We start from the raw sequence: 13,213 nt of genomic DNA on the forward strand, positions 1-13,213 counted from the left end.
CTTCTCTTTCAAATAAAACGCCTCTTTCTTCGTTACCTTTGCACAAACAAGTAAACTATGAGTAACGCAAAAATACTTTGGGCCGATGATGAAATTGATGTGCTAAAGCCCCACATATTATTTTTAAAAAGCAAAGGCTACGACGTAGTTACCGTTACAAATGGTATTGATGCCATTGACGAGACCCAGAAACAACATTTTGATGTAATTTTTTTGGATGAAAATATGCCCGGCATCAGCGGCCTTGAAGCCCTTAGCCGCATAAAAGCCGATTTTCCTCTTATTCCCGTGGTAATGATTACTAAAAGTGAAGAGGAACACATTATGGAGGATGCCATCGGCAGTAAAATTGCCGATTACCTTATAAAACCCGTTAATCCCAACCAAATACTGCTTTCGCTTAAAAAGTTGATTGATAACAAGCGTTTGGTGAGCGAAAAAACAGCAATGGGCTACCAACAAGAGTTTAGGGCTATCAGCATGGCGTTTATGGATCGCATGGATTTTGAGGAGTGGAAGAACATATACCGCAAACTGGTGTACTGGGAACTGGAGCTAAGCCAAACAGAGGGCGGTATGCGCGAGGTATTGGATACCCAGCGCACGGATGCTAACCACAATTTTTCTCGCTACATTAAAGATAATTATCTTAAACTGCTGAAAGCCGACGACGACAGCAAGCCGGTAATGAGTAATACCTTGCTTCGTAAAAAGGTATTGCCTTTCCTTGACGGCAGCGAAGAGCCTGTTTTCTTTTTGCTGATTGATAACCTGCGCTACGACCAATGGAAGGTAATACAACCCGTTATAGCCGAAGCTTTCAGGGTGGAAGAGGAAGACTTGTACCTGGCTATTTTGCCTACTACTACCCAATATGCCCGTAACTCTATCTTCTCAGGCTTATTGCCCAGTGATATGGAAAAACGCTTTCCTAAACTTTGGAGTAATGATGAGGACGAAGGCGGCAAAAACCTGCACGAGCTTGAGTTTTTGAACGATTATTTGCAACGCTTGCGCCGTAACACAAAAACAAGCTATACCAAAGTTACCACACTTGAAGGTGGTAAAGACTTGGCAGAAAACATCATGAACATGATGAGCAACCAACTGAACGTAATCGTTTACAACTTTGTGGATGCGCTGAGCCATGCCCGTACGGACGTGAGCCTGATGCGCGAACTTAGCGAGGACGAAGCGGCCTACCGTTCGGTTACGAAATCGTGGTTTGAGCATTCGCCGCTTTGGGAGGCATTGAAAAAAATTGCTGAGAAGAAAGTGAAGTTGGTAATTACTACCGACCACGGTAGTGTGCGTGTAAAAGACCCCGTTAAAATTATCGGCGACCGTAACACAAACACCAACCTGCGCTACAAACAAGGCAAAAACCTTAATTATGATAAAGGCGATGTGTTTGAGGTGCGTAACCCCGCCGATGCATTTTTGCCCAAACTACACGTAAGCTCAACGTATGCATTTGCTGATAATTACAGCTTTTTTGCCTACCCCAATAACTACAATTACTACGTAAATTATTACAAAGGCACTTTTCAGCACGGCGGTATTAGCCTTGAAGAAATGATGTGCCCTGTTATTACCCTTACTCCGAAGTAGTAGTTCATAACTTCATCGTAATTGCGAACAGGGTGTGCTTACCGCAAACCATCAGGAATAAATCCCGATGCTATTGATAGCAGGTTGGGAACTTTATCCATAGCGGCAGGTCTTTGTACCTGCCGCAAACCATTTCGACCACCCCTGACCCCCCCTTGACCTACCCGCATACTTCGGCAAGCTCAGTATTGATGCCTTGCAAAGGAGGGGAACAGCCGCACAAGCTCACCAACCCAACAATGGCCGCAATTTAAAAACTCGTTCGGCTTTCAAGGGGTCGTGCGTGGCTTCCCTCCTAGCTAAGGAGGGATTGAGGGAGGTGTGCTTACCCTAACCATCGGGAATAAATCCCGATGCTATTGATAGAAGTTGGGTATTCTATGATAGTGGAAGGTCTGTGTACCTGTCGAGACAAAACCCCTACCCGAAATATCCTTAGCTCGACTTTTCCAAAGTCGCCTTCCCCTGTAAGGGAAGGAAAGGTTGATGCCCTGCCAGCACCTCGTTATTCCCAACTTGATTGGGAATGACGGGATGGAATCTGTGGAAAACAGAAAATAAAAATGGCTCGACGTGAAACGTTGAGCCATTGTGTAAGTTCATTGTATCGAATGTATAGATTAGCCGTTGGCCATCATACGTTTCAGGTTTTCAAGCATATCCTTGGTCATAGCGTCAAGGTCATACTTAGGTTGCCAGCCCCAATCAGCGCGGGCAACGCTGTCATCAATACTATCGGGCCAGCTGGCGGCAATAGCTTTACGCACGGGGTCAATATCATAACTCATGGTAAAACCGGGCATTACCTTCGCAATGCTGGCGGCAATTTCCTCAGGGTTAAAACTCATACCGGCCACGTTGTAGCTGCTACGTATGGTAAGTTTATCCGCAGGAGCTTCCATCAAGCTGATAGTTGCATTTAGCGCATCGGGCATATACAACATCGGCAAGGTAGAATCTTGCGGTAAGAAGCACGAGAATTTGTTGTGTTTCAATGCCTCGTGGTAAATATCAACGGCATAATCCGTAGTACCGCCGCCCGGAGCTGACTTGTAGCCTATCAAACCGGGATAGCGTATGCTACGCACATCTACACCGTACTTTTTAAAATAGTATTCGCAATAACGCTCGCCTGCCTGCTTGCTGATACCGTAAATGGTATTAGGGTCCATTACGCAGTGTTGAGGGGTATTTACAGCGGGAGTATTTGGGCCGAAAACAGCAATACTGCTGGGCCAGTATATTTTGCCTGTTTTGTATTCAATAGCGGCATCCAATACATTAAACAAACCGTCCATGTTAAGTTCCCATGCAAACTTGGGGTGCTTTTCTGCTGTTGCAGAAAGTAGTGCTACCAAATGGTACACCTGTTTGGGCTTGTATTTGGTAAACAATTCGGCAAGGCGGGGCTTATCCAGCACATCCAGCACCTCGTAGGGGCCTGTTTGGGTAAGTACTGCATTCACATCAGCAGCGGGTTTCACATCACTGGCTACTACATTACTGCCGCCGTGCAAAGCACGCAGGGCTTCTACCAGTTCGGTTCCCAATTGGCCTGCTGAGCCTATTACCAAAATTGTGTCGTTCATTGTTGTATTGATTTTGAGGATGCGAATTTAAACGGTAGCAGCTTACTTCAAATAATAAAAATGCACATACTTTATAAACTTGCTGTAGGCATTGCCACAACTGATGATAAAGCCTGTTTTACCCTGAAGTATACCCAGACGTATAAAAAATGATTGAAAAAAAGACCATAACGGATTGAATACCAATTTTATAAACGCGACTTTTTTACCTTTACGTTTAAGCTCATCGGCACCCAACTTTCCGTAGGTGTTCATTTTTAAAAAGTATTTATCGATGCTTTGAAACGAATAATGGAGTATGTCGCACTTCAATGCAGCAACAACGCCGCCTGCCGTTAGCTCCACATCTTCATGTACGGCTGAAGTATTAAAGCGTGCATACTTGCGGTTAAACAACCGTTTCTGTCTGTCGGGGTACCAGCCGCAATAGCGTATCCACTCACCCATAAAAAAGGTTTTACGGGGCATGGTATATACTGGTTTTGCAGCCCAGCTATTGTTTAGCTGCTCCCATTTGGTTTCAACCTCTTTGCGCAGCTCAGCACTAATCTCTTCGTCAGCATCTACCCAAAAAATCACATCGTTTTTGGCTTTCCCCACGCCCAATTGCTTGGTAGCGGCATAGCCCTGCCAATCAACTTTAATAAATTTTGTGTTGTGATAGCTTTGTGCTACCTGCGGGGTGCGGTCGGTACTGCCTGAATCTAACACCAATACTTCATCAATCCATTGCAGTGATTCAAGGCAACGGGCAATGTTGGTTTCTTCATTATTGGCCAGTACAACGGCGCTTATCGGCAAAAGGTTTTGTGCCACAGTGCGGCAAAACTACATATTTTGACGGGCATTGGCACATCTCCTTAATTTTTACCTTAAACGTATTTTTTAAACTACACCCAAACGTTATTTCTTTGTAAAGTGTCTATACACAAAACACCATACAGCCAATGAATAAGATTTTTACATACTTTTTTTGCTTGCTGTTGCTGGCAACTAACCAACTTGCCGCCCAAACCGACAGCCATTGCGGTACTTTACTAACTGACGAGCAAAAAGTATTATTGCTTGATTATGCCCAAAACGGACGTGGTTTTGCCACCAAAAGTGCCGCTCAATATTATGTGCCTATTTATTTTCATTTTGTGGGCGATGATGCAGGCAAAGGCTTTTATAACAGCCACCAATTGATGCTTGATTTGTGTGAACTGAACCGCCAATATGCTGCCGTGGGCTTTTATTACTACCTGGCAGGTATTGAATACATTAGCAACTCTACTTATTTCGACCATGATTATAACGGCGGTTATGACATGATGCGCCAAAAGAATAAACCCAACGTAGCCAACGTATACATTGTATTAAACCCTGCGGGCAACTGCGGTTATTTTTCACCCGGACGTAATGGGGTAGCCGTGGGTAAAAACTGTATGGGCACAGGCGCTACTACTCTTGCGCATGAAATGGGTCACTTTTTCTCACTTCCCCATCCTTTTGATAATGTTACCGGTGTGCAAGAGTATGTAAACGGAACTAACTGCGCCGTTGCTGGTGATTTGTTTTGTGATACCCGTGCTGATTTTTTAAATACCCGTTGGAATTGCCCTTATACCGGCAACCAGCTTGACCCCTTGGGCGATAAATACGATCCTGACGAAACCTTGTTTATGAGTTATGCTTCTGACCACTGTGCTCACCGATTTTCGGACGAGCAGATTGATGCGATGAAATACAATATAAACACCAGTCGTATTAATCTTAAAGGTCCTTTGCAGGATACCATGCCTGTGCAGCAGACTGCTAAACGTATTTGGCCTCCGGATAATGCTGCACAAAAACCCACTGAATCAAAATTTATGTGGAGCAGTGTACCCGGTGCTGATTATTATATTTTGCAGGTATCTCAAATCTCAGTGTTCCCAAGCAACTTACCGGTTGATATTATGACAAAAGACACCAGCTATATTGCTACGGGACTTACTAACGGCCGCACTTATCGCTGGAGGGTTCGCCCTGTATATGCTGCCCGCACTTGTACTGATTTCACTACCGATTTGGGTGTATTTGTTACCTCACTAACCACGGGCATTGATGCTGCCGAAAGCACTGAAATGCTGGTATATCCAAATCCTGCGGCTAAAAACTCTTTGGTTACTGTAGCATTCCAAACTGAGCAAACAGGAGAAATTAAGGCTTCTATCAGCACTGTGGAAGGTAAAACGATAAGTTCTTCGTTATTGCAAAAACAAAGTGATTTGCAATACAGCCTTTCGATTGACGGTCTGCCCGCAGGAATTTATTTTGTTGAGCTTTCTAATGGCAGTAACACTACCCGCCATAAATTGATGGTTGAGTAAGACAGTACTCTTTAGACGATAAATACACAGAAAAACGCATTTTTATCGTTTACCTTTTGTTGATGACTTCGTATTAATACCAAAATTGGAACAGATATTGGATTAATAGAAAAACAAACTGACACGACTATGAAAAAGGTAATTGTATTAATGAGTGTTTTTGGGGCTTTGGCTACTTTGCCGGCCTTTATCAATAAAGATAAAGTGGAACCGGAATACCGCACCTTTGAGATGCGGAAAATAACCAACAAAGCCTTTACTTATGGTGAGAAATTAAACTACCGCGTACACTACGGATTTGTGAACGCAGGAGATATTGAATTGCAGGTGAAACCCACTCCTGTAAATATAAATGGCAGGTACGCATACCACATCGACGGTTTCGGTAAGTCTCGTTCAGGTTTTGACTGGATGTTTAAAGTACGCGACCGTTTTGAAACTTATATTGATACTCAAGCCATACTTCCCCTTCAATTTGTAAAAAGCCAAAAAGAAGGCGGCTATGAGGATACCGACTTTGTAATTTTTGACCATAAACTCAAAAAATACTTTAGCAAAAAAGGAAGCAAAACCACCCCTATTGATATTCAAGACGTATTATCAGTAGCCTATTATGCCCGTACACTGGATGTAAGAAACTCACCCGTAGGCACTGAGTTTATCTTAAACGTGTATTTGGATAATGAAATTTACCCCTTAAAATTCAGGATTGACGGCCGCGAGGTATTAAGTACTGATGTAGGAAAAATAAACTCCATCCGTATTATCCCCGAGGTAATTAATGGTCGTGTGTTTAAAGATAAAAACGCAATGAAAGTTTGGGTAAGTGATGATGAGAACAAATTGCCTTTGCGCATACAGGCCGATATTTTGGTAGGCTCAATAAAAGCTGATATTACCGGCCACTCAGGATTGAGAAATGAATTGAACATTAAGAAATAACAATTACAATTACCTTTGACCCCGCTTGCCCCTTTTTTGGCGCAGCGGGGTTTTTTATTTTAGTTTGTTTTGGATTTTTTTAGCACTCAAAATATCGCATTTACTTGGCTGGGATATCACATGAGTTATACCGAGCTAATTGCAACCGTATTTGGTATTACAGCTACCATACTTTCAGCCATGCGGATTACTTATACATGGTTGGTAAATATGGTAGCAGTGGTAATGTTTGCTTTTATATCCTACCAGCTAAAAATATACAGCGATTTAATTTTGCAGGCCTACTATTTCAGCATGGGGGTATTGGGTTGGCTGTGGTGGAATAAAAAGGCCAGCAACCACTTTGTACACGTAGCGTATTGGTCGCCGGGTTTAAATGTTTATTTGCTAACCGTTGCGGGGATATTAGTAGCCGCTGCTATAGTGGGCTATTGCACCTCTAACTTCCATATCTGGATGCCGCAATGGTTTCCGCAACAGGCATCATTACCCTATTTAAGCTCGTTAGTGCTAATAATGAGCTTGGTGGGCACCTATTTAATGGGCCGTCGGTATATCGAAAATTGGTGGCTGTGGGCAGTTAGCAATCTTATTTCAGCCGGGATTTATCTTTCGTTGGGTAGCCTGTTTATTTTTATTTCATACCTTATTTTTTGGGTCATCGGTATTAGCGGTTGGTACAACTGGCAAAAAGAATACAATGCAGCAAAAAATCCCATCGGGAATAAATCCCGATGCTATTGATAGAGTGCTGGCACTTTATCAATAGCGGCAGGTCTGCGTACCTGTCGCCTGCCCGTCATTCCCAACTTGATTGGGAATCTCACTTTTCGACCCCTACCCGATTAATCCTTCGCCCGACATTCCCATAGTCGACTTCCCCTGTAGGAGAAGGAAAAGTTAAAGGCTGCATGCAAAACAGACAGTCAGGAAGGGGTAAGCAAACAACACTTACCCGCTTACCTTTCCCCTTCTTTCTGTATAAAGCAGTATGACTGAGCAACTGCTGCAATATTTGTGGAAATACCGCTTGCTGGATGCGCAAGCGCTTTGCACCCTTGAAGGCGAGCCCGTGCAAGTAATAAAACCCGGTGAGCAAAACCGCGACAGCGGAGCTGATTTTAGTAATGCCCGACTGAAAATAGGTGAGACGGTTTGGGCAGGAAACGTTGAAATTGAGCTTGAATCAGCCAATTGGGAAAAACACGGCCACCATGCAGATGCTTCGCACAACAACACCTTGCTGCTGGTATGCCTTCGGCATACTGCCAAAACCCCTGTTTCTGTTCCTGTGATTGAGTTGGGTAATCGGGTAAACGAAAAGTATAGCAGCACCTACCGTTTGTTAATGGAATCGCAAGCATTTATCCCTTGTCATAACTTTTTTGCCCGTGCAGATAATTTTATTGTGCAAAGCTGGTTGCAACGGCTGCTGATAGAGCGGATGGAGGAGAAAGTATTGCCAATCCTCACATCGTTACAACAAAACAAAAACAATTGGGAAGAAACCTTTTACCACGCGCTTGCCAAAAACTTCGGTTTTAATACCAACAGTGTCCCGTTTGAGCTACTGGCCAAACACAAAACCAGCTTATTACAGTTAGAAGCCCTGTTATTAGGCCAATCGGGATTATTACAAACAACAACCGAAACGGATAATTACGCGGAACAATTAATGGCTGAATATGCCTTTTTGGCCAACAAATACAAGCTATCGCCCATACACCACTCCCTATGGAAGTTTAGCAAAACACGTCCTGCCAACTTCCCTACCATGCGGATAGCTCAGTTTGCTGCGCTTATCCATACTTCTTCGCATTTATTCTCCAAAATCCTCGAAGAGGGCGCTGTACAAAACCTTCAATCCCTGTTTGAGATTAAAGCTTCAGCCTATTGGGATACCCACTACCGATTCGGCCATCAAACAACCTCTACAAAAAACATATTGGGTGCTGATGCTATTAATAATATCCTTATCAATACGGTTGCCCCTTTTTTATTTGCCTACGGCCATTATCATTCTAACGAAGAATACAAACAAAAAGCCCTTACGCTATTAGAACAACTGCCCAAAGAAAACAACCACATTATACGCGGATATCAGAACCTTAACTTACAAATAAACAATGCTGCTGAAAGCCAAGCCTTGCTTCAACTATATAAACATTGGTGTACTCCCAAAAAATGCCTGCAATGCCGTGTTGGATATAGCATATTAAAGGGCTATGAAGCTGAAACTACATCTTAAGCACTTTTGTTATTGTGGTTTGCTCGGCGGTTTTAATTTCTACATAATACACCCCGTTTTCAAACTCAAAATCAATAACCACTTGCGATGCTTCATTATAATTACCCGCCATTATCTTTTTGCCTTGCAAATTATAAACAGCTATTTCTACTTTGGGTTGAGAGGCTCCCAAGTGAACCGCTAATTGACTTTTAACCGGATTAGGAAATAGTTGTATTGATGGCAAAGTCGGGTTTGAAACTATCCCCACCCCGTTTATGGTATAACAGGTTGAGGTATCTACACACGTTCCCTTTTTAACTATCACGGCGTAGCTGCCATTTTTAACTGCGGTATAAAGGCGGTTTTGACCGTTATTAACAACACTGTAATTATTATTACAATCTACCCATTGATACGAATCTAATGATGGAGGTGCATGCAAGGTTAGCCCGTTAACAATTACGGTGCTGCTAATAGTATCAATCGTTAACTGTATGGTAAGCAGGCTATCACACCCTTGTTTATTGATAAGCGTATCCCTATATACCCCGGTATTAGTATAAACATATTTGCCGCTGGGAGAGGTGTAGCTTTTACAAGCCGCGGTCTGTATTGTAGCCGTTGTTGAGGAAGCCCTTGTAAACTGTATGGTGATAATACTATCGCACCCGTTGCTGCCCGCTACAATATCCGTATAAGTGCCGCTTACAGTGTATATCTTTCCTGTGGCTGATGTATAATCCGTGCACGAGGTAATACTGGTTGTTACTTCATTTACTTTTTCGCACGCTGCCAACTTCATTACCATATAATCAGCAATACCCGATGCCGTAATATCCTTAGAGTTTGCCGTAGGGTCAAAATCAACCGTTCTTCTAAAAGAACCCCCAAGGTAAACATTGCCGCGCAAGTCGGTTTCAACAGCCGTCGCCAAATCATCCTGAGCCCCCCCCAGTGTTAAAGCATCCACAAATTGTCCCGCACTATCTAAAGTAAGAAGGAACATATCTTCCCCACCCAGCGATTGTCGGTTTTCAACTCCTGAGTTGGGGTCAAAATCAACCGTAAGCGCAAAATATCCGCAAACAAAAATATTCTTGTTATTACTGCTTGTAATTTTCCTCGCCCACACTCTGTCGCCGATAGATTTCACCCAAATCAACTTCCCGGTGGTATCCAGTTTTTGTATAAATGAGCCAACAATAGGGCTGTAAAGTTTCAACTCCGCTCCGCTCGGGTCAAAATCAACACTATCCGTAAAATATCCTGTAATTACCAATTCCCCATCGTTGGTCAAATGTACGCTTTGCGCGCGGTCGTCGTTGGCTGCTCCGTGACGGTTTGCCCATAAAAAATTGCCCGCACTGTCTAATTTCACTAATAAAATATCTCTGTTTCCTGCCGAAGTAAGAGAATATACCCCTGAACCCGGATCGCAGTCAATCGTTGAGAAAAAGTAACCTGCTAAATAAACACTCCCTGTTTTATCAGTTACGATGGAATGCCCGTAATCATAGGAGCTCCCACCGATTGATTTTGCCCAAATAAAATTACCTGAGGTATCAATTTTATGAACAAAGGCATCAATAAAACCAACACTCATAAGGTTATGGGATGAAGAAGAAGGGTCAAAATCAACCGTGCCCTCATAATATCCTGTTACATAAACACTTCCATCATTACTAAAAGCAACTGAGTTTCCGAAATCATCGCCTGTAGCACCAAATGAATACGCCCATCTATACTGCCCATTCTTGTTTAATGAAAGGATGAAATAATCAGAATTACCTGCGCCGGTGCGAGAAGCTGTGTTTGGACCCGGATCAAAATCAATAGTGTTTTGAAAGTACCCTGTAATGTATATGTTTTCATTATCGTCTATTGCCAATGATGTTGCATAATCAATCCCTGAGCCCGGAAAGGTGTTATCCCAGATTAAAGCGCCCTTTGCGTCGTATTTTTTTACGAAGAAATCGTTATCTACCGACCCGCAAACATACATTTGGCCGTTAGACGCGTGTTGAACTGCCGACACACTGCTGAACTTACTTGCTTTTCCCTCGGTTTTAACCCAATGGGTATAAAACGGCTGTGCTGATGTTGAATAGTGAATAAGGAGGTAAAAAAACAATACAATCCATTTGTAGTAATTCTTCATAGTTATGATTTGGTTATTTGCCGATAAAACTGTGCCATAATTGCATGTTTATAAACATTATAGCTTTTGAATACCTACTTAATATTTTGAAAACAATAATATCCTTATCTTCGCAGTTACATAAGGCATTATGATAGAGGCCATCAAATATTTTTTTGAGAAAAAAGCGTTTGGGGTTTGCACCTACTTAGGCGAAAAAATCGGCATTAGTTCCGGTCGTATTCGCTTGTATTTTATTTACACCTCGTTTATCACTATGGGGTCGCCTGTTATAATTTATCTTATTCTGGCTTTTTGGGTAAACCTGCGCAACTACATCTACAAACGCCGCACATCGGTGTGGGATTTATAATCCGTTTATCCTAATCCACCCCTCACCACCTATATTTGCCCCAAGTTTATTTCCTATTACATAATCCGCTCTATGCGCAATAGCCGCTCTCCGCTTGCCATTATGTTCCTCACCATTTTTATTGATTTGATGGGGTTTGGCATTATAATACCTATTCTACCCAACCTTTCGGTAGAGCTTACAGGGTCAAAATCATCGTTGGCTGTTGCCGGAGTGTACGCGCTGATGAACTTTATTTTTGCTCCGTTTTGGGGCACTCTTAGCGACCGTTATGGTCGTCGCCCAATTATTTTAGTCAGCATTTTATTAACTGCCGGAGCAAACTTCTTATTCGGGTTTGTAACAGCATTTTGGATATTGATTTTACAACGGGCTTTGGCCGGCATAGGCTCAGCCAACATATCTGCAGCAAATGCCTATGTGGCCGATATTTCAACCCCTGAAAACCGCACCAAAAACATGGCACTTGTGGGTGCTGCCTTCGGATTAGGCTTCATTTTCGGGCCTGCCATCGGCGGTTATTTGGGCAAGCATTACGGCATTTTCGGTATCGGGGCATTTTCAGCCGCCCTTTCGGTGGTAAATTTTGTAATGGCCTATTTCTTATTGCCTGAATCGTTGGCCGAGAAAAACCATGCTGCCCGTTTCGAGCTAAAACCCGTTACCCAATTAATAAGTGCACTTAAAGTGCCTGTAGTACGCGAACTGTTATCTTTAAACTTTGTGTTTACCCTTGCCTTTAGCATGATGCAAATAACCGCGGCGGTGCTTTGGAAAGGAATGTACGGTTTGGATGAATCACAAATAGGTTATGTGTTCTCGTTTATCGGGCTTTCATCAGCACTGGTTCAAGGAGTTTTGGTGGGGAGAATGAATAAACGCTTCGGCGAAAAGAAACTTTTGTATGCAGGATTGATTTTTATGGCTGTGGGCTTAATTGCTATGCCTATTGTACCTGCTGAACACTTTTATTTAGAATTAGCTGCCCTTGCGTTAATAGCCTTGGCAAACGGGTGCATCACCCCCAGTGTATTAGGATTGCTATCAAAAACTGCCTCAAAAGCCGAGCAAGGAAAAATGCTTGGGCTTAACCAATCGGCGGGCTCTTTGGCAAGGGTATTCGGTCCTGCTGTAGGTGGTATTGCTTACGATTTAAACTTTCACGCCCCCTATTTTGCAGGAGCATTAATCTGTTTAGCTACGTTATATCTTGTGTATGATTTAATGCGAAACAAAGCCCTTAAATAAGCTTTAAGCGACTACTAATTATCTTCTCTGGATTGTTGCGTCTTTCACTCAATGGAATGCAATCATGCGTTTCATAGTACTATAATTAAGCTTTATTAATTTCCCTCCCAATAAACAGGTTGCTTTAACACATTTATAAATAGTACCGTGTATAAACAAAAACGCCCGTTGCAAATGCAACGGGCGTTTTTTATAGTGTTGTTTGATACTATTACCTTAGCAAGGTAACAGTTCCGTAGAAGCTGTATTGTTTGCCTGAGAAGCTGGTAACATTCACCACATAGGTGTAAACATCCTGTTGTGCAAAGTCTCCTTTGAACTGACCGTCCCATCCTTCGTTGATGTCGGTTGAGTAGTACACTTTCTCGCCCCAACGGTTGAAGATATAAATCTCAAACCCTAAGAACCCTTCTGCAGTCACATAGAAACGGTTGTTACGTTCAGGTCCGTATTTGTTAGGAGTAAACGCGTTAGGTACGAACACGGTGATATCAGGGTTGATAGTCAAGGTGTCGATGTGTACCGATTCACAACCCATGTCACTGGTAATGGTTTGGGTGATGATGTATTTACCGGTATCGGTAGGGTATTCAAAGAATGGATTCTTAGCACTGCTCTTACTGTTAAGAGGGTCACCCAATTCCCATTCGTATTTGCTGATAGCTCCCTGTCCGATTGTACTCATGTCTGTAAAGGTGATATCGGTAGCTGCCACTGTAGTTACTTTCC

The 13,213-nt window shown here is 42.8% G+C and carries 11 protein-coding genes; 7 read left to right on the plus strand and 4 right to left on the minus strand.

Annotation, left to right across the window (positions count from 1 at the left end):
• Positions 1 to 57: 57 nt before the first annotated feature.
• Positions 58 to 1,611, plus strand: coding sequence for a bifunctional response regulator/alkaline phosphatase family protein (locus tag F9K23_12175; GenBank protein KAB2915245.1), 1,554 nt, complete (start codon positions 58 to 60; stop codon positions 1,609 to 1,611).
• A gap of 620 nt (positions 1,612 to 2,231) precedes the next feature.
• On the opposite strand, the gene F9K23_12180 is transcribed toward F9K23_12175, so the two are convergent.
• Both F9K23_12180 and F9K23_12185 read right to left on the minus strand, forming a co-directional pair.
• A complete protein-coding gene (locus F9K23_12180) occupies positions 2,232 to 3,200 on the minus strand; it encodes an NAD-dependent epimerase/dehydratase family protein (GenBank protein KAB2915246.1) in 969 nt (322 codons plus the stop codon).
• 42 nt (positions 3,201 to 3,242) lie between these two features.
• Positions 3,243 to 4,016 carry a glycosyltransferase family 2 protein gene (locus F9K23_12185; GenBank protein KAB2915247.1) on the minus strand — a complete coding sequence of 258 codons (774 nt, stop codon included), beginning with the start codon at positions 4,014 to 4,016 and terminating at the stop codon, positions 3,243 to 3,245.
• A 131-nt stretch (positions 4,017 to 4,147) separates the two neighbouring features.
• Here F9K23_12185 and F9K23_12190 point away from each other — a divergent pair, with 131 nt between their 5' ends.
• The 4 genes from F9K23_12190 to F9K23_12205 all read left to right on the plus strand — a co-directional run bounded on the left by F9K23_12190 (position 4,148) and on the right by F9K23_12205 (position 8,744).
• On the plus strand, positions 4,148 to 5,554 hold the full coding sequence (locus F9K23_12190; protein KAB2915248.1) for a T9SS type A sorting domain-containing protein: 1,407 nt from the start codon (positions 4,148 to 4,150) through the stop codon (positions 5,552 to 5,554).
• A gap of 129 nt (positions 5,555 to 5,683) precedes the next feature.
• Complete coding sequence (locus tag F9K23_12195; protein KAB2915249.1) at positions 5,684 to 6,496, plus strand: DUF3108 domain-containing protein; 813 nt, start codon at positions 5,684 to 5,686, stop codon at positions 6,494 to 6,496.
• A gap of 120 nt (positions 6,497 to 6,616) precedes the next feature.
• Entirely contained in the window at positions 6,617 to 7,240 is a 624-nt protein-coding gene (locus F9K23_12200; GenBank protein ID KAB2915250.1) for a nicotinamide mononucleotide transporter, read from the plus strand.
• A gap of 247 nt (positions 7,241 to 7,487) precedes the next feature.
• The gene (locus F9K23_12205; GenBank protein KAB2915251.1) at positions 7,488 to 8,744 is read left to right on the plus strand and encodes a DUF2851 family protein; all 1,257 of its coding nucleotides are present in this window, start codon (positions 7,488 to 7,490) and stop codon (positions 8,742 to 8,744) included.
• Here the strand turns inward: F9K23_12205 and F9K23_12210 are convergent.
• Positions 8,734 to 10,884: a T9SS type A sorting domain-containing protein gene (locus F9K23_12210; GenBank protein ID KAB2915252.1), complete on the minus strand. Its 2,151-nt coding sequence runs from the start codon at positions 10,882 to 10,884 to the stop codon at positions 8,734 to 8,736. The genes F9K23_12205 and F9K23_12210 overlap by 11 nt on opposite strands.
• Before the next feature lie 133 nt (positions 10,885 to 11,017).
• On the opposite strand from F9K23_12210, the gene F9K23_12215 reads away from it, so the two are divergent.
• Together F9K23_12215 and F9K23_12220 are read left to right on the plus strand one after the other, a co-directional pair.
• Complete coding sequence (locus F9K23_12215) at positions 11,018 to 11,236, plus strand: hypothetical protein (GenBank protein KAB2915258.1); 219 nt, start codon at positions 11,018 to 11,020, stop codon at positions 11,234 to 11,236.
• Positions 11,237 to 11,308: 72 nt separating this feature from the next.
• Positions 11,309 to 12,484 (plus strand): MFS transporter, encoded by a 1,176-nt coding sequence (locus tag F9K23_12220; protein ID KAB2915253.1) that lies wholly within the window; start codon positions 11,309 to 11,311, stop codon positions 12,482 to 12,484.
• Between the two features lie 211 nt (positions 12,485 to 12,695).
• Here F9K23_12220 and F9K23_12225 read toward each other — a convergent pair.
• Positions 12,696 to 13,213: T9SS type B sorting domain-containing protein (locus F9K23_12225; GenBank protein ID KAB2915254.1), on the minus strand; the 518-nt coding region annotated here is incomplete at its 5' end.

This window comes from Bacteroidota bacterium (genome assembly GCA_008933805.1).
Lineage (GTDB): Bacteria > Bacteroidota > Bacteroidia > UBA8524 > UBA8524 > SB11.

Bases quoted from the DNA above. Each gene is read 5' to 3' on its own strand.
- F9K23_12195 (KAB2915249.1), top strand. From the start codon at position 5,684: ATGAAAAAGGTAATTGTATTAATGAGTGTTTTTGGGGCTTTGGCTACT.
- F9K23_12200 (KAB2915250.1), top strand. From the start codon at position 6,617: ATGAGTTATACCGAGCTAATTGCAACCGTATTTGGTATTACAGCTACC.
- F9K23_12190 (KAB2915248.1), top strand. From the start codon at position 4,148: ATGAATAAGATTTTTACATACTTTTTTTGCTTGCTGTTGCTGGCAACT.
- F9K23_12175 (KAB2915245.1), top strand. From the start codon at position 58: ATGAGTAACGCAAAAATACTTTGGGCCGATGATGAAATTGATGTGCTA.
- F9K23_12220 (KAB2915253.1), top strand. From the start codon at position 11,309: ATGCGCAATAGCCGCTCTCCGCTTGCCATTATGTTCCTCACCATTTTT.
- F9K23_12180 (KAB2915246.1), bottom strand. From the start codon at position 3,200: ATGAACGACACAATTTTGGTAATAGGCTCAGCAGGCCAATTGGGAACC.
- F9K23_12205 (KAB2915251.1), top strand. From the start codon at position 7,488: ATGACTGAGCAACTGCTGCAATATTTGTGGAAATACCGCTTGCTGGAT.
- F9K23_12210 (KAB2915252.1), bottom strand. From the start codon at position 10,884: ATGAAGAATTACTACAAATGGATTGTATTGTTTTTTTACCTCCTTATT.